The organism is Serratia quinivorans (assembly GCF_052113645.1).
Classification (GTDB): Bacteria; Pseudomonadota; Gammaproteobacteria; order Enterobacterales; family Enterobacteriaceae; genus Serratia; species Serratia quinivorans_B.
The window spans coordinates 212,805-234,931 of the sequence record NZ_JBIEIU010000008.1 but is presented as its reverse complement, the minus strand read 5'-3'; the positions used below and the strand labels follow the sequence as shown (position 1 = coordinate 234,931).

General features: G+C 57.4%; 21 protein-coding genes. 7 read left to right on the top strand and 14 right to left on the bottom strand.

The features are described 5' to 3' along the window. Window positions 1-86 precede the first annotated feature (86 nt). Window positions 87-980, top strand: coding sequence for a helix-turn-helix domain-containing protein (locus tag ACGS9J_RS16440; protein ID WP_442231930.1), 894 nt, complete (start codon window positions 87-89; stop codon window positions 978-980). 35 nt (window positions 981-1,015) lie between these two features. Here the strand turns inward: ACGS9J_RS16440 and rsxC are convergent, their stop codons facing one another. The 6 genes from rsxC to ACGS9J_RS16410 form a co-directional block, all read right to left on the bottom strand. After that, entirely contained in the window at window positions 1,016-3,232 is a 2,217-nt protein-coding gene (gene rsxC / locus ACGS9J_RS16435; RefSeq protein WP_442231929.1) for an electron transport complex subunit RsxC, read from the bottom strand. Beyond that, entirely contained in the window at window positions 3,225-3,797 is a 573-nt protein-coding gene (rsxB, locus tag ACGS9J_RS16430) for an electron transport complex subunit RsxB (RefSeq protein ID WP_004943888.1), read from the bottom strand. Before rsxB ends, rsxC begins: the two co-directional genes overlap by 8 nt. Then, on the bottom strand, window positions 3,797-4,378 hold the full coding sequence (gene rsxA, locus ACGS9J_RS16425) for an electron transport complex subunit RsxA (RefSeq protein WP_004938443.1): 582 nt from the start codon (window positions 4,376-4,378) through the stop codon (window positions 3,797-3,799). The genes rsxB and rsxA overlap by 1 nt, the downstream gene beginning before the upstream one ends. Window positions 4,379-4,724: 346 nt before the next feature. Beyond that, window positions 4,725-5,165, bottom strand: a complete 441-nt coding sequence (locus ACGS9J_RS16420) for a DUF2569 domain-containing protein (protein WP_442231928.1) — start codon at window positions 5,163-5,165, stop codon at window positions 4,725-4,727. A 160-nt stretch (window positions 5,166-5,325) separates the two neighbouring features. Next, window positions 5,326-6,831 (bottom strand): L-arabinose isomerase, encoded by a 1,506-nt coding sequence (gene araA / locus ACGS9J_RS16415; protein ID WP_442231927.1) that lies wholly within the window; start codon window positions 6,829-6,831, stop codon window positions 5,326-5,328. A 34-nt stretch (window positions 6,832-6,865) separates the two neighbouring features. After that, on the bottom strand, window positions 6,866-8,551 hold the full coding sequence (locus tag ACGS9J_RS16410; RefSeq protein ID WP_442231926.1) for a ribulokinase: 1,686 nt from the start codon (window positions 8,549-8,551) through the stop codon (window positions 6,866-6,868). 361 nt (window positions 8,552-8,912) lie between these two features. Between ACGS9J_RS16410 and ACGS9J_RS16405 the strand changes: the two genes are divergently transcribed. From ACGS9J_RS16405 to ACGS9J_RS16380, 6 genes are all read left to right on the top strand, one after another. Further along, on the top strand, window positions 8,913-9,896 hold the full coding sequence (locus ACGS9J_RS16405; protein ID WP_442231925.1) for an arabinose ABC transporter substrate-binding protein: 984 nt from the start codon (window positions 8,913-8,915) through the stop codon (window positions 9,894-9,896). Between the two features lie 60 nt (window positions 9,897-9,956). Next, window positions 9,957-11,492, top strand: a complete 1,536-nt coding sequence (gene araG, locus ACGS9J_RS16400) for an L-arabinose ABC transporter ATP-binding protein AraG (protein WP_442231924.1) — start codon at window positions 9,957-9,959, stop codon at window positions 11,490-11,492. Window positions 11,493-11,509: 17 nt separating this feature from the next. Then, a complete protein-coding gene (gene araH / locus ACGS9J_RS16395) occupies window positions 11,510-12,493 on the top strand; it encodes an L-arabinose ABC transporter permease AraH (protein WP_442231923.1) in 984 nt (327 codons plus the stop codon). 105 nt (window positions 12,494-12,598) lie between these two features. Further along, window positions 12,599-13,516: an arabinose operon transcriptional regulator AraC gene (gene araC / locus ACGS9J_RS16390; RefSeq protein ID WP_442231922.1), complete on the top strand. Its 918-nt coding sequence runs from the start codon at window positions 12,599-12,601 to the stop codon at window positions 13,514-13,516. An 81-nt stretch (window positions 13,517-13,597) separates the two neighbouring features. After that, on the top strand, window positions 13,598-14,638 hold the full coding sequence (locus tag ACGS9J_RS16385; protein ID WP_442231921.1) for an oxidoreductase: 1,041 nt from the start codon (window positions 13,598-13,600) through the stop codon (window positions 14,636-14,638). A 70-nt stretch (window positions 14,639-14,708) separates the two neighbouring features. Further along, window positions 14,709-15,707 (top strand): bile acid:sodium symporter family protein, encoded by a 999-nt coding sequence (locus ACGS9J_RS16380; protein WP_442231920.1) that lies wholly within the window; start codon window positions 14,709-14,711, stop codon window positions 15,705-15,707. A gap of 177 nt (window positions 15,708-15,884) precedes the next feature. Here the strand turns inward: ACGS9J_RS16380 and add are convergent, their stop codons facing one another. From add to ACGS9J_RS16340, 8 genes are all read right to left on the bottom strand, one after another. Continuing rightward, entirely contained in the window at window positions 15,885-16,883 is a 999-nt protein-coding gene (gene add / locus ACGS9J_RS16375; protein WP_442231919.1) for an adenosine deaminase, read from the bottom strand. 177 nt (window positions 16,884-17,060) lie between these two features. Continuing rightward, on the bottom strand, window positions 17,061-17,657 hold the full coding sequence (locus ACGS9J_RS16370; protein ID WP_442231918.1) for an AAA family ATPase: 597 nt from the start codon (window positions 17,655-17,657) through the stop codon (window positions 17,061-17,063). After that, window positions 17,654-18,091, bottom strand: coding sequence for a PTS sugar transporter subunit IIA (locus tag ACGS9J_RS16365; RefSeq protein WP_442231987.1), 438 nt, complete (start codon window positions 18,089-18,091; stop codon window positions 17,654-17,656). Before ACGS9J_RS16365 ends, ACGS9J_RS16370 begins: the two co-directional genes overlap by 4 nt. Before the next feature lie 9 nt (window positions 18,092-18,100). Beyond that, a complete protein-coding gene (locus ACGS9J_RS16360) occupies window positions 18,101-18,367 on the bottom strand; it encodes a hypothetical protein (RefSeq protein WP_442231917.1) in 267 nt (88 codons plus the stop codon). Between the two features lie 96 nt (window positions 18,368-18,463). Continuing rightward, window positions 18,464-19,306, bottom strand: a complete 843-nt coding sequence (locus ACGS9J_RS16355) for a class II fructose-bisphosphate aldolase (RefSeq protein WP_442231916.1) — start codon at window positions 19,304-19,306, stop codon at window positions 18,464-18,466. Next, the gene (locus tag ACGS9J_RS16350) at window positions 19,293-20,660 is read right to left on the bottom strand and encodes a PTS sugar transporter subunit IIC (RefSeq protein ID WP_442231915.1); all 1,368 of its coding nucleotides are present in this window, start codon (window positions 20,658-20,660) and stop codon (window positions 19,293-19,295) included. Before ACGS9J_RS16350 ends, ACGS9J_RS16355 begins: the two co-directional genes overlap by 14 nt. Beyond that, a complete protein-coding gene (locus ACGS9J_RS16345; RefSeq protein ID WP_012144987.1) occupies window positions 20,653-20,967 on the bottom strand; it encodes a PTS sugar transporter subunit IIB in 315 nt (104 codons plus the stop codon). Before ACGS9J_RS16345 ends, ACGS9J_RS16350 begins: the two co-directional genes overlap by 8 nt. Window positions 20,968-20,977: 10 nt before the next feature. Continuing rightward, entirely contained in the window at window positions 20,978-21,958 is a 981-nt protein-coding gene (locus tag ACGS9J_RS16340; protein WP_442231914.1) for a 6-phosphofructokinase, read from the bottom strand. Window positions 21,959-22,127 lie beyond the last annotated feature (169 nt).

Below are 22,127 nucleotides of genomic sequence, written 5' to 3'. Positions count from 1 at the left end.
GCTTTTTTTTCGCACAAAATAACAACTTTTACATAATCTATGTGGGTTATTATCCCGTGTATTATTAAGTTAGTGAATGTACATTAATGACAAATGAAGATGTATTTTTTATTGAAGAACTGATTGAGTGGGTTGAGATACATCTGGAGAAACGGCCTAATCTGGACGAAGTCGCGCGCATTTCCGGCTATTCCAAGTGGCATCTGCAACGCAAGTTTAAACGTATCACCGGTATTCAGCTCGCCACCTATATCCGCTCACGTATCCTGACGCGTGCTGCGGTGGCGCTACGTATCACCCACCGTTCTATCATCGATATTTCAGACGAGCTGGGTTTCGACTCCCAACAAACTTTCACCCGCATGTTCAAACAGCGTTTTGACACTACGCCCAACCGCTACCGTTCGATGGACACCTGGGACGTGAAAAACCTGATGCCGCGGTTTAGTTTCGATGCCAATTTTGCGGCCGATTACTACCCGGAAGTGAAACGCCTGACGCTGCCGGATATGCAACTGGTCGGTTTCTCGCGTCGGTTGGATTTTGCCTCCGAAGCGGAGATTGAACATTCCTCCTGCATGGCGATGAAGGACGAGATTTTTACCGACTTCTTCCGTGGGCTGAGTGTGGATTGTCATCGGGTTTACAGTATCCATTCCGTTCGCAACCGGGATGACAGCCAGTATTCCGCCACCCATATCATGGCGGTGGACCCCGAGAACAAACAGGATATTTTATCGGGATACCAGATCGACACTATCCCGATTGCCGGGCGCGAATATATTTCTATCAATCATCTGGGCACCGCGAAGGAGTGTTCACAGTTCTTTGCCTATCTGATTACCCACGTGATGCCGGGGCTGCGTCATGAGGTGAAAGGGAGCGTAGAGATGGAAATTATTCAAACCAAGGCGTGGAATCAGGACTCGAAGATGCGTCAGATTGACGTTGATTATACCTATCTGATTTCTATAGATTAAAAGGCGCCTTGCGTTCTGCAAGGCGCTTCTTCTCGTTACTCTTTATCCGTTTCTGCCGTGGTCAGGCGCTGTTCGGCCTTTTTGGCTTTGACGCGAGCAATGGCTGCCGCAACTGCTGCCTTGCGCGGATCTTCTTCCGGCACTACAACCGCCGTTTCTTGTGCAGTTTCAACCGTCGTGGCCTGCTGCGCCGCTTTCTTGGCTTTTGCGCGAGCAATGGCCGCCGCAACCGCTGCCTTGCGCGGATCTTCTTCCGGCGCGGCAACTGCCGGTTCTTGTGCAGTTTCAACCGTCGTGGCCTGTTGCGCCGCTTTCTTGGCTTTGGCGCGAGCAATGGCCGCCGCAACTGCTGCCTTGCGCGGATCTTCTTCCGGCGCTGCAACTGCCGTTTCTTGTGCAGTTTCAACCGTTGTGGCCTGCTGGGCCGCTTTCTTGGCTTTGACCCGGGCCAGCGCAGCAGCCACTGCCGCCTTGCGAGGATCTTCTTCCAGCGTCGCGGCAGGGGTTGCCACCGGCGCGGCCTGCTGGGCCTCTTTCTTGGCTTTAACCCGCGCCAGCGCAGCGGCTACCGCAGCTTTACGTGGGTCTTCACCCTCTGCCGCAGGTGGCGTTGGCGACGTCGAGGCCGCATCTTGCTGGGCACGTCGTTCACGCGCCTGTGCTTTACGAGCCTCGCGGGCGGCGATCATTTCACTGTTGTCCGGCGCATCGCCACTGATCGTACCGGTTGCCGGCGCGGCGTTTTTACTGCGCACGCGGGCCAGGGCGGCCTGTACCGCATCCTGGTCACCGTCGGTCAGTTTGACGGCCGCTTTCTTGTGACGCTCTTCACGCGCCAGTTTTTCACGTTCCAGACGGGCCAATTTGGCTTCGTAACGCGCCTTGGCTTCGGCGGTGCGTGCGGCTTCCTGATCGATGGCTTTGATTTCGGCCTTTTCCTGGCGGTAATACTGCACCAGCGGAATATTGCTGGGGCAGACAAAGGCACAGGCACCGCATTCAATGCAGTCGAACAGATTGTGCTTGCGGGCTTTTTCGTGTTCTTCACCGCGGCTGAACCAGTAAAGCTGCTGCGGCAGCAGGCCCGCCGGGCAGGCATCAACGCACAAACCACAGCGAATGCAGGATTGTTCAGGCTCTTGCGGGGCCATTTCGCTGACCGATGGGGCCAGAATGCAGTTGCTGATCTTCACGATCGGCACATTCAGCGCGGGCAGGGTGAAGCCCATCAAAGGGCCGCCCATCACCACCATTTGCTGGGTCTGCGGTTGGAAACCGGCAAAGTTAAGCAGGTGCTGCACCGGCGTGCCGATGCGTGCCCACAGGTTACCCGGTTGGCTGAGAGCGTCACCGGTCAGGGTCACCACGCGCTCGATCAGCGGCTCGCCGTCGACAATGGCGCGCTTGATGGCAAAGGCGGTACCGACGTTCTGCATCAGCACGCCGATAGCGGAGGAGTGCTTGCCGTGCGGCACTTCCTTGCCGAGCAGGATCTTGGTGAGCTGCTTGGCGCCACCGGAAGGGTATTTGGTTGGGATCACCCGCAGCGAGATGCCCGGTTGATCGCGCAGAGCCAGTTTCAACGCTTCGATCGCTTCGGGTTTATTGTCCTCGATGCCAATCAGCGTGACTTTCGGCTGCAGCAGATGACGCAGGATTTGCGTGCCTTCGATCACCTGATCGGCATGCTCTTGCATCAAGCGGTCATCGGCGGTGATGTAAGGCTCGCACTCGGCGGCGTTGAGGATCAGCGTTTCCACCCCGTCCATGCCGCCCTGCAGCTTGCTGGCGGTCGGGAAGCCTGCGCCGCCTAGCCCGGCGATGCCGGCCTGATGAATGCGCTGGATCAATTCGCTGGTGGTCAGTTGGCGGTAATCCGCCACCGGTGCGCGCTCGCACCAACGGTCTTCGCCGTCCGGCTGAATAATGACGCACAGCTCCGCCAACCCGGAAGGGTGCGCGGTGATATGCGGTTTAATGGCGCTGACGGTGCCGGAGGTCGGCGCATGCACCGGCACGGTACGCCCCCGGCCGACGGTCAGTGGCTGGCCTTTCAGCACCCGCTCACCGACGGTGACGCACAGTTCACCTTCCGGCCCCAAATGTTGTTGCAAGGGGATGACAAAGGTCTCGGGCAGCGGGGCGATACGCAGCGGTACGCCGCTGGACTGGGTTTTCATTTCCGGCGGATGGATCCCACCGTCGAAATCCCAAATCCGGTCTTTTTTGAAGGCGGCGAACAAATTAAGCATGTTGCTCCACGTGGATCACTTGCACCGGGATCGTCTTCATATCCCACTTCCAGTTGGCGGTAGTGGTGGCGACCGGTTTCATTTCAATACAATCGGTAGGGCACGGCGCGACGCACAGGTCGCAGCCGGTACAGAGATCGGTAATCACGGTGTGCATGGCACGGGTGGCGCCAACAATGGCATCCACCGGGCAGGCCTGAATGCACTTGGTGCAGCCGATGCAGTTGGCTTCATCAATATAGGCGACCTGGCGCACCGGCTCGGCGGCGGCTTCGCTGCCCAGCGGTTGCGGTTCGACATTGAGCAATTCGGCCAGCTTCAGCATCACCTGCTCGCCGCCAGGGGCGCATTTGTTGATCATCTCACCGTTGGCCACCGCCTCGGCGTAAGGGCGACACCCCGGATAGCCGCACTGGCCGCATTGGCTCTGTGGCAGGATCTCGTCGACCTGCTCGGCCACCGGATCTTCTTCCACTTCAAAGCGGCGCGCGGCAAAGCCCAGCACCAGCCCGAACAACAGGCCAAGGGCGCTGAGCGCAGCAATCGCAATCCATAACGCGGTCATTAGAATTTCACCAGCCCGGTAAAGCCCATAAAGGCCAGAGACATCAACCCGGCGGTGATCAACGCGATGGAGGAACCGCGGAATGGCGCAGGCACGTCGGCGACGGCCAGACGTTCACGGATCGCGGCGAACAGCACCATCACCAGCGAGAAACCGGCGGCGGCGCTAAAGCCATACACCGCAGATTGCAGGAAGTTGTAGCCGAGATTGACGTTAAGCAACGCAACGCCGAGCACCGCGCAGTTGGTGGTGATCAGCGGCAGGAAAATGCCCAGCAGGCGATACAGCGCCGGGCTGGTTTTACGTACCACCATCTCGGTAAATTGCACCACCACGGCGATCACCAAAATAAATGACAGCGTGCGCAGATACACCAGATCCAACGGAACCAGGATAAAGGTGTTGATCACCCAGGCGCTGACAGAGGCCAGCGTCATAACAAAGGTGGTGGCCATCCCCATGCCAATGGCGCTCTCCAGCTTTTTGGAAACGCCGAGGAACGGGCACAGGCCAAGGAACTTCACCAGGACGAAGTTGTTCACCAGTACGGTGCCGACAAACAGGAGCAGGTATTCGGTCATTGCGATGCCTAAAAAAATAAAAGCCGCCTATTATCGGGAATTGGCGGCCTGACCACAACATAGTGATAGCAAGGTTATTGCTCTTTTTGGCACTTTTTGCCCATTTTTGTTGAAAATTTACACAGCCAGGCCCTATGAATTTCAAATCACAGCTAGGCGACCAGCTCACTCATCCCCAGGCGCTTACTAAAGTCAAGTAACTGGGGTGTGTGACAAATCTGTCGGGAACAGATTTGAACGCTGCTCACAGCGGCCCCGAAGGGGCAAGGCCCATGGATGGGCCTTGTAAAGCAGGTAACAACGCTGTGGTTTGAAAGGCGACGGGCATATTCATATATAACCTGGCCTAGCGTTCGGTAAAGGTTCCCTTGACTCGCTTGGAACGCTTCATATATGGCACTAACAATGCCGCCATCAGCAGGGGCCATCCCAGGCTGCGCACGGCCAACTCATCCGGCACCGGTGCGAAGGCGAAGGCTTTTACCGCCAGCAGCACGGTGATCAACAGCCACAGCAGGAAAAATTTGGGGAAGCGTTGCGAGCGGTGGCAGAACAACCACAGCAGCCACAGCGTAAAGCACCACATTGCCAGCGTGGTCAGCACCGAGAAATACCACTGCAGGCTAAACGCCTGGGCGTTGGTGAGCAGATATTCGCGAGATTCCGGCACGAAAATCGCCATACCATACAGAAGCAGCATCAGGCTGGCGCTAAGCAGGGTGACAATCAGATAGGACATCGGGGCCAGCAACCAGCCGCCAATACGGCGGTAATCAGCTTGAGACATAAAACGGCTTCCTGGGTAAGACATGATTCAATGTGACAGCCGCTTAGCTTAGCGGGTAATGCGGGCTTCGTCATCAATATCAAGCGGATGGTCGGCGTCAGGAGGCCGGTGCAGCACGTTTGGCTACCGGCAGCCGGTTGAGCTGCCGGTAGAGGGGGGATTAACGGCGGTTAAGTTGATAGTAGGCTTCGTTCCAGCGCAGCTCGTTTTTGAACGCCGGCAGGGTGGTGGCCTGGTCGATCGTCACAAATTCGATGTTGTGCATTTCGGCGTACAGCCGCAGCAGATCGGTATCCAGCGCTTGCGAGAACACCGTATGGTGTGCACCGCCCGCGAGTATCCAGGCTTCGGCAGCGGTAGCCAGCGTTGGCTGCGCCCGCCAGATGGCACGTGCCACCGGCAGTTTCGGCAGCGGGTGCGGTTGCTCCACGGTATCCACCTGATTGACCAGCAGGCGGAAGCGATCGCCCAGGTCGATCAGGCTGGCGTTGATTGCCGGGCCGGCCGGCGTGGAGAAAATCAGCCGGGCGGGATCCGCCTTGCCGCCAATGCCGAGCGGTTGAATATCCAGCAGGGGCTTAGGCTCTTTGGCGATCGACGGGCAAACCTCCAGCATGTGCGAGCCCACCACCAGATCGTTGCCGGATTGGAAGTGATAGGTGTAATCCTCCATAAACGAGGTACCGCCTTGCAATCCTTCCGCCATCACTTTCAGGATGCGCAGCAGCGCGGCGGTTTTCCAGTCGCCTTCACCGCCAAAGCCGTAGCCTTGCTGCATCAGGCGTTGCACCGCCAGCCCCGGCAACTGCTTCATGCCGTGCAAGTCTTCAAAATTGGTGGTGAAAGCCTGAAAATTTCCCTGCTCGAGGAACCGCTTCATGCCCAATTCGATCCGCGCTGCGTCGATCAGGTTCTCACGTTTTGCACCGTTGATTTTCGCCGCGTCGCTCAGCACGTAGCTGGCTTCATATTCTTCGATCAGCGTATCCACCTCGCCACGGCTCACTTCATTGATCACGCTGACCAAATCGCCGATGCCATAGGCATTGACCGAGTAGCCAAACTGGATCTGCGCGCCGACCTTGTCGCCCTCGGTCACGGCAACCTCTCGCATATTGTCGCCAAAACGGGCCACCTTCAGTTGCTGGCTGGCCTGTTTGGCGGTGGCGGCCCGCATCCACTGACCGATGCGTCGGTGCGCCTCGGGATCTTGCCAATGCCCGGCTATCACGCTGTGCTGCTGGCGCATGCGGGCGCCGATAAAGCCGAACTCGCGGCCGCCGTGAGCGGTTTGGTTGAGGTTCATAAAGTCCATATCCATGCTGTCCCACGGCACCTGGGCGTTGAACTGGGTATGGAATTGCAACAGCGGTTTGTGGAGCACTGACAGCCCGGCGATCCACATTTTGGCCGGTGAGAAGGTGTGCAACCAGGCCATGATGCCAATGCACTGTGGCTGATAGTTGGCGTCACGGCACAGGGCGGTGATTTCATCCGGCGTGGTGACCAGCGGTTTCAGCACCAGTTTTACCGGCAACCCGGCCTCGCGGTTGAGGCTGTCGACCACCTGTTCGGCGTGCGCCTTGACCTGTTGCAACGTTTGTGGGCCGTACAGGTGCTGGCTGCCGATGGCGAACCAGACTTCGCGCTGCTTGAATGCGTCCATTTGAGACTCCTGAATGTTCATGTCAAAAAGGGGTTCAGCGTGCTGAACCCTCGGTAGGGGCGTAGCGCGGCTCGGCGGCCTGGCACCATTGTTGATAGCGTTGATAAAGCTGCTGGTAGCGGGCGACGCGTTGCGAGTCCGGCTGCAGGGTACGTTCGATGCCGCAAGCCATGTGGCGTTGGGCTTCTGGCACGTTACTGAAACGACCGGCGGCTACGGCGGCGAAGATCGCGGCACCCAGTGCACAGCATTGATCGGACGCCACAATTTGCAGCGGACGGTTCATCACGTCGGCGCAGGCCTGCATGATCGCCGGTGATTTACGCGCAATGCCGCCCAGCGTCAGCACGTTGTCGACCGGTATGGCCTGCTGCTCAAAACACTCCATGATGGCGCGGGCCCCGAAAGCGGTGGCGGCGATAAATCCGCCAAACAGCGTCGGTGCGTCGGTACCTAGGTTCAGGTCGGCGATTACGCCTTTAAGACGCTGGTTGGCATAAGGGGTTCGGCGGCCGTTAAACCAGTCCAGCACCACCGGCAGATGGTCCAGCGACGGATTTTCGGCCCAGGCTTCGGTCAGGGCGGCCAGCAGACCGGCTTCTATCTGGTGTAACTGCGGTTGCAGTTCAGGTTGGTTTTTTGCTGCTTCGCGCAGCGGCCAGCTCAGCAAGCGGCTGAACCAGGCGTACATATCCCCAAAGGCGGATTGCCCAGCCTCCATCCCAATCAGCCCGGGTACCACGCTGCCGTCGACCTGGCCGCAAATGCCCTCGATGGCGCGTCCGTCCACTCGCTGACGATCGGCGATCAGAATGTCGCAGGTGGACGTGCCAATCACCTTCACCAGGGTATACGGCTGGGCGCCGGCGCCGACTGCACCCATATGGCAGTCGAAGGCACCGCCGGACAGCACCACCGTGGTCGGTAATCCGAGGCGTGAGGCCCATTCGGCACTCAGCCTGCCAACCGGCAGATCGGCGGTATGGCAGTCCTCGAACAGGGGCCAGGGCAGATGCTCAACCAGCAGCGGATCCAGTGCGGCAAAAAACGCTTTTGGCGGCAGACCACCCCAGTCGGGGTGCCACAGCGTCTTGTGGCCCACGCTACAACGCCCGCGTTTTAGCTGATGCGGGGCGGAGGTTCCGGACAGCAGCGCAGGCACCCAGTCGCACAGTTCGACCCAGGAGGCGGCGGCATGGCGCACCCCGGCATCCTCGCGCGTCACGTGCAGGATCTTGGCCCAGAACCATTCGGAAGAGTAAACGCCGCCGATATAGCGGGAATAATCGGGGAATTCGCCGCTGCGGCATAGCCGGTTGATGGCGTCTGCTTCTTCGAGGGCGGTGTGATCTTTCCACAGAACAAACATGGCATTCGGGTTGTCGGCAAATTCCGGCCGCAGTGCCAACACCTGGCCTTGCGCGTCGATCGGTGCCGGTGTGGAACCGGTCGAGTCGACGCCGATGCCCACCACCTGCAGCCGCTGCGATGGGGTCATGCGTTGCACCAGACTGACAATCGCCTGTTCCATGGCTTCAATATAGTCGAGCGGATGGTGGCGAAACCGATTCTCCGCCGCGTTGCAGAATTCACCGCGCTGCCAGCGGGGGTAGTAAACCACCTCGGTATCCAGCTCCGCACCGTGTTGGCAGTCGACCGCCAACACCCGCACCGAGTCGCTGCCGAAGTCCAATCCCAGGGCAATAGCACCTGCCGTCATGATGTTGACTCCTGATGTGTTAATACGCTGTGACAACCATAGGAGCCGAAGCGCTGGGCAGGTGAGGAGCCATTGGCTGGAAGTATGCACTTTTCTGCTTCTCGCAGTGATTTTGTGACGGCTGTCATAAGTTACCGCTTGGCGAAATTCGCTAAATATATGCACATATCTGCTGTATTCCACGGATGTGATAGCGCTCTACATTTCAGCAACAAATACCCGCTAAAACTTAAGCCGTCTTACCCCGGCTGTGGGGCGATACCGCGAGATAAGCGTTACTCCGACAGCTAATCCCATAATGATAACGTTTTCACCGCGAGCGGGTTTCGTCGCCACAGAGAACAAAATAGCGGAGAGCATCATGCATAAATTCACTAAGGCGCTGGCGACACTGGGTCTGGCGGCCGTTATGTCACATTCGGCTATCGCCGAGACCATGAAACTGGGTTTTTTGGTCAAGCAGCCGGAAGAACCCTGGTTCCAGACCGAATGGAAATTTGCCGACAAGGCCGGTAAGGATCTTGGTTTTGAGGTAATCAAAATCGCCGTGCCGGACGGGGAAAAAACTCTCAATGCCATCGACAGCCTGGCGGCCAGCGGGGCCAAAGGTTTTGTCATCTGCACGCCGGATCCGAAACTGGGCTCGGCGATCGTCGCCAAGGCGCGCAGTTATGACCTGAAAGTGATCGCGGTGGATGACCAGTTTGTTACCGCCAAAGGCAAACCTATGGACAGCGTGCCGCTGGTGATGATGGCCGCCACCAAAATCGGTGAACGCCAGGGCGAGGAGCTGTGGAAAGAGCTGAACAAACGTGGCTGGAAACTGCCGGATACCGCAGTGATGGCCATCACCGCCGATGAACTGGACACCGCCCGTCGCCGCACCGGCGGATCGATCGCCGCGCTGAAAGCCGCCGGTTTCCCGGAAAAGCAGATTTACCGGGTGCCGACCAAATCCAACGATATCCCGGGGGCGTTTGACGCCGCCAACTCGATGCTGGTGCAGCATCCTGAAGTGAAAAACTGGCTGATTGTCGGCATGAACGACAACACCGTACTGGGCGGCGTGCGCGCCACCGAAGGCCAGGGCTTCAAGGCGCCGAACGTGATCGGCATTGGCATCAACGGGGTGGATGCGGTCAGTGAGCTGTCCAAGGCGCAGGCCACCGGTTTCTACGGTTCGCTGCTGCCAAGCCCGGACATTCACGGTTACAAGAGCATCCAGATGTTGCATGACTGGGTCGAGAAAGGGGTAGAACCGCAAAAATTCACCGAAGTGACCGACGTGGTGCTGATCACCCGGGACAACTTTAAAACCGAACTGCAGAAAAAAGGCCTGATGTAATTACCGAGCCGCCCACAGCACGCTGTCGGGCGGCATTTTTAACTGCAGGAGGAGAACACGATGACCACCGCGCTGCCGTATCTGGCGTTTAAAGGCATAGGGAAAACTTTCCCGGGGGTGAAGGCACTGGATGACATCAGCTTTAGCTGTCAGGCCGGGCAGATCCATGCGCTGATGGGGGAAAACGGCGCCGGGAAATCCACGCTGCTGAAAATCCTCAGCGGCAATTACGCGCCTTCTCAGGGGGAAATTCATCTGCAGGGGCGGGCAGTGACCTTTGCCAATACCACCGACGCGCTGAATGCCGGGGTGGCGATTATTTACCAGGAACTGCACCTGGTGCCGGAAATGACCGTGGCGGAGAACATTTATCTCGGTCAACTGCCGACCCGGCGCGGGCTGGTGGATCGCAAACTGCTGCGTTATGAGTCCCGGTTGCAACTGGAGCATCTCGGGCTGGATATCGATCCGGATACGCCGCTGAAATACCTGTCGATCGGCCAGTGGCAAATGGTGGAAATCGCCAAGGCTTTAGCGCGCAACGCCAAGGTGATCGCTTTTGACGAACCCACCAGTTCGCTGTCCGCCAGAGAGATCGAGCAACTGTTCCGGGTGATCCGCGAATTGCGCGCCGAAGGGCGGGTGATTTTGTATGTCTCGCACCGCATGGAGGAGATCTTTGCTCTCAGTGATGCCATCACCGTGTTCAAAGATGGTCGCTATGTGCGCACCTTCGACGATATGCGCCAGGTCGATAACGCGCAGCTGGTGCAGGCGATGGTGGGGCGTGATCTCGGCGACGTATATGGCTATCAGCCACGTGAGCTGGGGCCGGTGCGTCTGTCTCTCAAGGGGCTACAGGCTCCGGGCGTGAAAACACCTATCGATCTCAGCGTACGGGCCGGGGAGATCGTCGGGTTATTCGGCCTGGTCGGTGCCGGACGCAGTGAACTGATGAAGGGCATTTTTGGCGCCACGCGAGTCAGTGCCGGGCAACTGACGCTGGACGGGCAGGCGCTTGCCATTCGTTCGCCGATTGACGCTATCCGTGCCGGTATCATGCTGTGCCCGGAGGATCGCAAGGCGGACGGCATCATCCCGGTGCATTCGGTGCGCGACAATATCAACATCAGCGCGCGCCGTAACAGCATCCGCGCCGGTTGCCTGATCAACAACGGTTGGGAAGCCAGCAATGCCGAACATCATATACGTGCGTTGAATATCAAAACCCCAAGCGCCGAGCAGTTAATTATGAATTTGTCCGGTGGCAACCAGCAGAAGGCGATTTTGGGCCGCTGGTTGTCGGAAGATATGAAGGTGATCCTGTTGGATGAACCGACGCGCGGCATCGACGTTGGTGCCAAACACGAGATTTATAACGTCATTTATCAACTGGCGCAGCGCGGCATCGCGGTGCTGTTCGCCTCCAGCGATTTGCCCGAAGTGCTGGGGCTGGCGGACCGTATCCTGGTGATGCGGGAAGGCGCCCTGTCCGGTGAATTGTTGCATGACGATGCCAGCGAGGAAAAAGCCCTCAGCCTGGCGATGTTGCGCACCCCCGATATTGCCCCTGATGCCGCTGCGGCGGTGGCCTGATAGTGAAGGAGAAAGAGATGTCGACCATAACGACCCATTCTGTGAAAAACCGCAGCGGCCAGGGGCTGGCGCGGATCTGGGACAGCTACGGCATGCTGGTGGTGTTCGCGGTGCTGTTTATCGCCTGCGTGCTGTTTGTGCCCAATTTCGGCTCCTTTATCAACATGAAAGGCCTGGGATTGGCGATCTCCATGTCCGGTATGGTGGCCTGCGGCATGCTGTTTTGCCTGGCGTCCGGCGACTTTGACCTGTCGGTCGCGTCGGTCATCGCCTGCGCCGGAGTCACCACGGCGGTGGTGATCAATATGACCGAAAGCCTGTGGATCGGCGTCGGTGCCGGTCTGCTGCTGGGGATGGTCTCCGGGCTGATTAACGGTTTTGTTATCGCCCGGCTGAAAATCAATGCGCTGATCACCACCCTGGCCACCATGCAGATTTTCCGCGGGCTGGCCTACATCATTTCCGACGGTAAAGCGGTGGGCATTGAAGACGAGCGCTTCTTTACGCTGGGCTACGCCAACTGGCTGGGGCTGCCTGCGCCAATCTGGATCACCGTCGCCTGTCTGATCCTGTTCGGTTTCCTGCTCAATAAAACCACCTTTGGCCGCAATACGCTGGCGATCGGCGGCAATGAAGAGGCGGCCAGGCTGGCCGGGGTGCCGGTGGTACGCACCAAAATTGTGATCTTTATGCTGTCCGGGCTGGTTTCCGCCGCCGCCGGCATCATTCTGGCGTCGCGCATGACCAGCGGCCAGCCGATGACGTCGATCGGCTATGAGCTGATCGTGATCTCCGCCTGCGTGCTGGGTGGGGTGTCGTTGAAAGGCGGCATTGGCAAAATCTCCTACGTCATCGCCGGCATTTTGATCTTGGGTACGGTGGAGAACGCCATGAACCTGCTGAACATCTCACCGTTCTCGCAGTATGTGGTACGCGGCGTGATCTTGCTGGCGGCGGTGATTTTCGACCGTTACAAACAGCAGGCCAAACGCCGGATATAAGAAATCGGCAACGCCGTTCACAGTTCTGTTATCGGTTCAGGCAGTTATCTGCCTGGCCGCTAAGCTAGGATGGGTATCTAATCTATAAGATTGCCGGGAGGACCGATGTATCATCGCATGGCACAGGAACCGCAGCCGAACCCGCTGTTGCCGGGTTACACCTTTAACGCTTATCTGGTGGCGGGGCTGACGCCGATCATGGCGGACGGCCCGCTGGATTTCTTTATCGATCGCCCCGGCGGCATGAAGGGCTATATTCTCAACCTGACCATCAAGGGCCAGGGCAAGGTGTTTGACGGCGAAGACACCCTTTACTGCAATCCTGGCGATCTGCTGCTGTTTCCTCCCAAGGCGGCGCATTACTATGGCCGTTCACCGGACAGCGACTGCTGGTATCACCGCTGGGTCTATTTCCGGCCGCGCGCTTACTGGGCCGACTGGCTGGAGTGGCACAGCAAGACCCATGAGGTCGGGCGTTTGACGTTGCCGAACAATAACCTGCTGCTGGAGTTCGACCGGTTGTTCGCCAATATCGAACAAACCCAACGTTCAGGCCGGCGTTTTGCCGAAGAGCTGGGGATGAACCTGCTGGAGCGTTTGCTGCTGCGTGCGATGGAAGAAGATCCGCTCAGCCCGCAGAAAATCATGGATCCCCGGGTGATAGAAGCCTGCCAGTTTATCACCGGCAACCTGGCCGGCGAGCTGCGTATTGACGAAGTGGCGCGCCACGTCTGCCTGTCACCCTCGCGGTTGGCGCACCTGTTCCGCGAGCAGGTGGGCATCAACATCCTGCGCTGGCGCGAAGATCAACGGGTGATCCGCGCCAAGCTGCTGTTGCAAACCACGCAGGAGTCGATCGCCACTATTGGCCGGGTGGTGGGTTATGACGATCAACTCTATTTTTCCCGCGTGTTCCGCAAACGGGTGGGGGTCAGCCCGAGCGACTTTCGTCGCCGCAGCCTGGAGATTAACTATCCAGCCAGAAACCAGCGTGAGGCGCCTTACGCTGTGGCCACAAATTAACATTAAATTTACTTCTTGTTCCCGCCAGCGTCATGGTGTCAAATCTGATGGGTCTATTGCGAGCCAGTAAGAGGAAACACCATGGCAGAAAAAATTCGGGTTGGGCTGGTCGGTTACGGCTATGCCAGCAAGACCTTTCATGCGCCGCTGATTGTCGGCACCCCTGGCGTAGAGCTGGCGGCCGTTTCCAGCAGCGATGCCGGAAAAGTGCACGCAGACTGGCCGTCGATGACGGTGGTCAGCGATCCGCAGGCGCTGTTTAACGACCCCTCTATCGATCTGATTGTCATTCCTACTCCCAACGATACCCATTTTCCACTGGCCCAGCAGGCGATGGCGGCGGGCAAGCACGTGGTGGTGGACAAGCCGTTTACCGTGACGTTGTCACAGGCGCAGCAGTTGGAACAGCAGGCGCAGCAGAGCGGCAAACTGCTGTCGGTGTTCCACAACCGCCGCTGGGACAGCGACTTTCTGACGCTCAAGGCGCTGCTGAAAGAAGGCGCGCTCGGCGAAGTGGTTTATTTCGAGTCCCATTTCGATCGTTTCCGTCCTGAAGTGCGTCAGCGCTGGCGTGAACTGGGCGGTGCCGGTAGCGGTATCTGGTACGATTTGGGCCCGCACCTGATCGATCAGGCATTGCAGTTGTTCGGCAAGCCGGAAACGCTGTTTGTCGATCTCGGCGAACTGCGTCCGGGCGCACAATCGGTGGACTATTTCCATGCGGTGTTGAACTACGGCCAGCGCCGTGTGGTATTGCACGGCACGGTGCTGGCGGCGGCGGAAACCGCGCGTTATATCGTGCATGGCACTCAGGGCAGCTTTATCAAGTTTGGGCTGGATCCGCAGGAGGACCGGCTGAAAGCAGGCGAGCGTTTGCCGCAGGCGGACTGGGGTTACGACATGCGTGACGGTGTGGTGACGTTGTCACGCGATGGCGTGCTGGCGGAGAAGCCGCTGCTGAGCATTCCCGGCAATTATCCGGCCTATTACGCGGCGGTTCGCGATGCGATTAACGGCGAGGGTGAAAACCCGGTGACGGCCAGTGACGCCATCAAAGTGATGGAAATGATCGAGCTGGGCATTGAATCCGCAAAACAACAAAAGGCGTTGCCGGTAACCTGATCGCCGCGCTTTATTCTCAGGGTTCGGTTGCCGAACCCGTCTGACTTTACTCCTCGAGGGATCCTGATCCATGTCCTGGTTGCAGCGTCTGCGTATTGATAAATTTTTGCTGGTATTGATTCTGGTGGTGATCGTCGCCTCGGTTTTCCCCTGTGAAGGGGTATGGAAAACCTTTTTTGATCGTCTGACTACCGCCGCCATCGCGCTGTTGTTCTTTATGCACGGCGCCAAACTGTCGCGTGAGGCGATCATCGCCGGTATGGGCCACTGGAAGCTGCATTTGGTGGTGTTTCTCAGTACCTTCGCGCTGTTCCCGTTGCTGGGGCTGGCGATGAACCTGATGGTGCCGGGTTTGATGACGCCGACGGTCTACATGGGCTTCCTGTATCTGTGCGCACTGCCAGCGACCGTTCAGTCGGCAATTGCCTTCACTTCGGCAGCGGGCGGTAACGTGGCCGCTGCGGTGTGCAGCGCTTCGGCATCCAGCATTCTCGGCGTTTTCCTCTCGCCGTTGCTGGTGGGGGCGTTGATGCATACTCAGGGCGGTAATACCGATGTGTTGCACGCTATTGGCTCAATCATTTTGAAACTGATGGTGCCGTTTGTGGTGGGGCATCTGGCGCGACCGTTAATCGGTAAATGGGTCGACCGTCACCGTAAGCTGATCAATCTAACTGACCGTTCATCGATTTTGCTGGTGGTGTATACCGCCTTTAGCGCTGCGGTAGTGGAAGGCATTTGGCACAAGATCGACGGCTGGTCGCTGTTGACTATCCTGGTGATGTCGCTGGTGTTGCTGACGGTGGTGCTGATTATCAACACCTATGCGGCGCGTTGGCTGGGGTTCAATACCGCGGATGAGATCACCATCGTGTTCTGCGGCTCGAAAAAGAGCCTGGCGAACGGCATTCCGATGGCCAACGTGCTGTTCCCGGCGGCGGCGGTCGGCGCCATGGTGCTGCCGCTGATGATTTTCCATCAGGTGCAGCTAATGGTGTGTGCCGTGCTGGCCCAGCGCTATGCGCGCAAAACCGCCAAACAGCGCGCAGAAGTGCTGACGGCGAAATAAAAAATGGGCGCAGTATTATTGTTTCCAGTGAACTGAGTAACTCGTTATTAGGGAGAGCGTGCCGAAGGGGTCGTAGCAGCTTTAGCTGCCGGAGTGCCCCTCGGTGCGCTAGGCCCGGGTATCTCGGCCTTCAAGACAACGTCAATGGGCGCTAAATCGCGCCCATTTTCAATGCAATCAGCCGCGAACTTTATCGCGCAGCGCCTGTTTTTCCTGCTCGCTGAGGAACGCCATTTTCAGGCCGTTCTCCTGAGCGGTGCGGATCTCCGCCGGTGTCAGCCCGGCTTGAGGTGCTGCCACGCGGTATTCGTGCTCAATTTCGATACCCTGAACCGCCGGATCGTCGGTGTTGATCGACGCCATCACGCCATGACGCAGGAACTTCGCCAGCGGATGTTGCGCCAGAGAAGGCACGGTGCTGGTCTGAATGTTGGACGTCAGGCAGGATTCGATGCCGATGCCGTGTTCTGCCAGGAAGTCCATCAGCGCCGGATCCTCAATCGCTTTCACCCCGTGGCCGATACGCTCGGCACCCAGTTCGCGGATCGCCTGCCAGATGCTTTCCGGGCCGGCGGCTTCCCCTGCGTGCACGGTGATGCGCAGACCGGCGTCACGGGCGCGGTTGAAGTGGCTGAGGAACAGGCTGCCGGGGAAGCCCAGTTCGTCACCGGCCAGGTCCAGCGCGGTGATGCCGTCGCGGTGCGCCAGCAGGCCTTCCAACTCTTGCAAACAGGCTGCCTCGCCAAAGGTGCGGCTCATGATACCGATCAAACGCACATCGATGCCCAAATCGCGGGAACCGGAACGAATGCCATCAATCACGGCTTCCACCACCCCAGCCACCGGTAACTGATGCTTCATCGCCATGTAATACGGCGAGAAACGCAGCTCGGCATAGTGCAGACCGGCGTTGGCCGCATCCTCGACGTTCTCGTAGGCTACCCGGCGGCAGGCGTCCAAATCGCCCAGCACCGCCACGCCCCAGTCCAGCTTTTGCAGAAAGCTGATCAGATCCGGTTCGGCATGGGTGATTTGCACGTGCGGGCGCAGGGCCTCCAACTCATCAGCCGGCAGGCTAAGGTTAAACTGACGGCCCAGATCGAGAATGGTTTGCGCACGGATATTGCCGTCGAGGTGACGGTGGATGTCGGTCAAGGGGAGGCGGGAGTCAATCATGATGTGCACTCGTTATTTTGTTGTAGGTAAAGTGCAGATCAGTATAAAAACAAAATGATGAAAATTGCCATTGTGTTGCATGAAAAAGTGATGAGAATCACATTAAGCGGAGTGGTCGCGGCTTTTTTGTCCTCAGGCGGGAGAGAAACGCTCCCGCGCTCATGCCGCTAAAAGGCCTCAGCCCACCCTCAATTTGCTGATGCGTTCCTCATTGTTATCGCCGACGCCGTGCTGCGCCAGCCAGTGATTGACCCGGCCGATATCCAGCGGCTGCGCCTGCTCAATACGCAGTACCGGGCCCAGGGCCATCGGCATCGCGCGGGCGGCCAGCGCCCGCAGTTCGGGCAAATATTCCGTGCCGGGGTGGCCCTGGGGCCGCTGGCCGGTACGAGCGGCATAGCGCTCGGCGGCCAGTTCACCGGATATCTGGTTCCACACCTCCAGCACCTGCGTCACCCCCGCCTCGTGCAGGTATTGGCGCAACTGATCTCTGGGCTGAAAGCCAAACCAGGCGTCGATAACATAGATACAAGGTTGCGGTGCCTGTGCCACCATTGACCAGATGGCCTGGTACGCGGCGTAACCAAGCCGCCGGTTTAGCTCGCGGTCCATGTTGTCCAGCCGTGCCATGAATGGCTCTTTGATCCCGTCGAGGGAGAGATAAGGCAGGGCAAAATGGTGTGCCAGCGCGCGGGCGACGGTGCTCTTCCCGGAAGCCGGGACGCCATTGACCAAAATAACGGTTTTACCGCCGGTATCGGTTGTCAAAGTCATAATATTTCCACCACCTCTTGCCAGAGTTTTGCGGCGCGCAGCCGGTCGAGCCGCTGTTTGTTATCCAGCAACTCCACAATGGCGCGAATGCCTTCTTCAATATGACGGTTGCTGTCGGTCGCCCCGAACAGGATCACGATGTCGGCCTTTTCACTGTCCTGAAAGGCGATAGGCTGCTCCAACAGCACCATACTGAAACAGTTTTTGATCACGCCACACTCCGGCCGGGCGTGGGGGATAGCAATACCTTCGTCGAACACGTAATACGCACCATGGGCCAGCGTATTGCTGATCACCGCCTGATAATAGGATGCGTGAATATAGCCGTTATCGACCAGCGGCTGCGCCGCCAACTCAATCACCTTTTTCCAGTCGCTTTCCTGGACGCCGACCTGTATCGCTCCGGCTTCTACCAGCAGTTGTTTAATGGTCATCATGTTCCCTCAAAGTGACTTCCTGATAATATTGCGCAGTTCATCCATTTTAATAAAAACGGCATCGATATGGTGGCGATGGTTTTTATTTTTGGCATAAATCTTTAACGCACGATTATAAGCCAGCATCAAGGCTTTATGAATTTCACCCGCCGCCGGTGTTGCGGCCAGTTGCTGTTCCAACATTTCAATTTCGGCTGCTATTTCATGGGCTTCATCATCTTGCAGGCAGGGTGCAGCCGCTGTTTCCCGCTGACGCTTCATAAAATTAAACATGTCCGTCTCCAGAAATTAAGCATGCAGTTTCCAGCCCCGACGGGCGCCGGGGCACCAGGGTTGTGGGTTTTTATAAAAATGAAATCGGGGCAATGATTATTTAAATAAGCCGATCTTTTCCGTTAATACCTGGGTGACGGCATTATTGGCGGGGATCAGGAATTTCCGCACGCTGTCATTGACCTTGCCCTTTTCAAACGTCTGCTTGCAGCGATCGACCCATTGCACGTTCATCTCGGTACCGACGTTCACTTTCTCGATGCCACCGGCTACCGCACGCCGCATGTCTTCATCGCTGACGCCGGTGCCGCCGTGCAGCACCAGCGGGGTACGGGTGGCTGCGGTGATTTCCGCCAGGCGCTGGTGCTGGATATGCGCCTTGCCGGTGTACAGCCCGTGGACAGTGCCCACCGAAACCGCCAGCATATCGACCCCGGTTTCATCGACAAAGCGTTTGGCATCCTCCACCGTGGTAAAGCAGATGTCTTCTTCGGCCACGGCCTTGCCGTCCTCCGAGCCGCCAATGGCCCCCAACTCGGCCTCCACCGACACGTTGCGCTGGCGAGCAATGTCGATCACCCGGCGGGTGTTGGCAATATTCTCGTCCATTTCCAGATGCGAACCGTCATACATTACCGAACTGAAACCGGCGTTAATCGCCGTCTCGATGGCGGCAATGTCAGAGCAGTGATCCAGGTGCAGGCAGGTGGGCACATCCTCGCTTTGCGCCAGCGATCGTACCGAATCAACCAGCAACGGGTAGCCCAGATACTCGGCGGTGCCGGTCGAAATCTGGATCATCAGCGGGCTGTGCATCGCTTTGGCCGCTTTGAAAAAGGCCGGCAGCATCTCCAGACAGTGGAGATTAAACGATCCTATCGCCTTGAAATCGCGGGCCTTGGCCACGGACAACAGCTCGTTGAAATTATAGAGTTTCATGGACTTTTTCCTCATGGTGCTTGGTTGATTTACCGTTAACAAACCACGCAATCAGCGTGACGAAGACGATGAACAGGGCGATGAACAGCCAGTTGCCCTGGAAAGCATGCCCCATCACCAGCCCACTGCTGATGACGTCGGAGTCGCTGAAGGTCACGCCGACAAAGCCGTAGCTTTCCAGCATCGGCACCAGAATGGCCGGCAGGAAAGTGATAAACAGACCGTGAACCACGCCGCCAATCATGGCGCCGCGTCGACCGCCAAGCGCATTGCCGAAGATGCCTGCGGTGCCGCCGGCAAAGAAGTTGGTCAGCAGGCCGGGCAGGATCATCGCCAGACCGAACATCGGGAAAACGATCATGCCGATGATTGAGCCGAGGGTGGTGGCCAGAAAACCGACGATCACTGCGTTGGGGGCGTAGGGGAACAGCACCGGGCAGTCCAGCGCCGGTTTGGCGTCCGGCACGATGCGCAGGGCGATGCCACGGAAGGCGGGCACCAGCTCATTGAGCAGCAGGCGCACGCCGCTGTAGAGGATAAATACGCCGGCGACAAACTGGATGGCCTGCATAAAGGAGTACATCAGGTAGTTCATGCCGCCGGCGTACTGGGCGATGTACTCTGGACCGGCTGCCAGCGCCGGGATCAGGTACATCGGGATCATCACCACCGCCATCGACAGGTAGGTGTCCTGCAGGAACTTGAAGTTATCGGGCAACTCCAGATCCTCGGTTGAGCGGGAGCCCTTACCGACCACCTTGGCAACGGCGGCCTGCACCAGATAGCCGATGGTGCAGAAGTGCCCCAAAGCCACATCGTCCGAACCGGTGATTTTGCGCACCACCGGCTGTGCCAGCGCCGGCATCAACACCGCCATCACGCCGCCAAAGATGCCACCGGTCAAAATCAGCGGCATGCCGGTGAGACCGGCCTTGTAGCCGATCACTGCGCCTATGGTGGCCATCCACAGCAATGCCTGCCCAGTCAGGAAGATGTATTTGAACGGGGTAATGCGCGCAATGATGATATTCACCGCGAAAATCACCATCAGGGTCAGCGCGACCTCTGATCCCAACTCGCGGTTGGCCAGGCCGGCAATGGCGGCGACGTCGGTGATATAGCCGGTCATGCCAAAGCCGTGGGTGAAGATACTGTTCAGGTAGGTCAGGGCGCCGACAATAATGTTGATGCCGGCCATCATGATCAGAAAGCCCAGCAGGGTTTTGAAGGTGCCTTCGGCCACTTTGCCGGTGGATTTCTTCTGCAGTAATAGCCCCAGCATGGCGATAAAGGCGACCAGGATAGAAGCCTGGCCCAACAGGTCTTTGACGATAAAGTCAATCAGGCTATTCATGGTGGGCTTCCTTCATGTCGCGCTCTTTCAGGAAGGCCACAATCTTCTGCTCAATCTCCGCTTTATCGGTGAGTCGGTGCAGAATAATTACCCGCTTTTTTTCTTCTTCGCTGGCATCGGCATTTAAAATATCGGCGAAGGTTTTTTGAGTGAGAATAATATCTGATTTAAAAGCGCTGGCCTCAGAGATAGTGGTGTGATCAATATCTGCCTCAATCTCTAATTTCTTCAGCACCGCTCTTGCGCTCATTTCGATGGCAAAGCTGGAGCCGAGGCCACAGCCACATACGCACAGTATTTTAAGCATGGGTATCTCCTCAGATTATATTTAATTGCCTGGCGAGTTTGTAATGGTGTCCTTCGATATCAATTAAACGTTTTTGCATACTGATCAGATCAATAGGAATGGGTTGGTTTCCGGCATTAATAATGATTGCCTTGTTTTTCATTCCGGAATGAATACAACGAACCACTTCGCTGGCCATAATAGTGCCCTGGTAGATCTCTTCACCGGTGGGGTCACCATTACGCAGACCGTAACCCATAATAGTTTTACGGATGCGTACGCCAATTTTGGGTTCCAGTTGTTTAATCATGGTGTCAATGGCGCCCTGAAAACCGGGCGAATACTCTTTGGTATATCCCTCGGAGCACAAAATAATGACGCTATTTTGCTGCTCCAGCCGTTGAATTATTTTTTCAGCCAGCTGATTTAACGCATATTGGCATTCCGGGATCAGGGCAAAATCCGCATTGGCTTTGATCGCCGATTGCAGCGTCAGCTCCCCGCAGTAGCCGCCCAGCAGCTCAATCATAAACACGCGTCCGGGCAGGGCGCGCCCGGTGTTTCTCAGTTTGGACACTTCTTTCACCACCTGTTCGCAGGCGGTGGAAAAACCAATGCTGTAATGACTGCCGAAAACGTCATTGTCGATAGTCATGCCCACGCCAAAACAGTTAACGCCAAACTCGCTGAGCGTATTTAAAAACTGCAGCGACCCGTCGCCGCCGGCCATAATAAGCGCCTCTATGTGCAAAGCCTTAAGCTGTTTGCTAATGGTTTCATATTCCCCGGCGCCCAGTTTTTTGGCCGTGCGGCCGGAAGAGATGATCGGCATCGATGAAATGGAGAAATCAACCAAGTCGCGCTGGGCAATAGGATGATGCTGATTAGCCAATAATCCGGGGATGCCGCCGTTAAACAGAATAATATCAGCCTGCGCCAGTCTTGCGACCTGGAATATAAAGTTATTGATCCCCGTTACATCGCCACCGCTTATTACTACGCCAATCTTCATATGCCCATCTCCAGCAAGTTCCGTGGAGCTCATTGTCATTTTTGGCATCGGTAAAATTTGCAGGCGATATCACAAAACAATCACAAATATTTCTTCCGTTAGCCTTGACAGGCTCAAAGTGAAGGTTGGTTTTGCGATGGGGATCTCATTTGTATTTTGACGCTCAAGC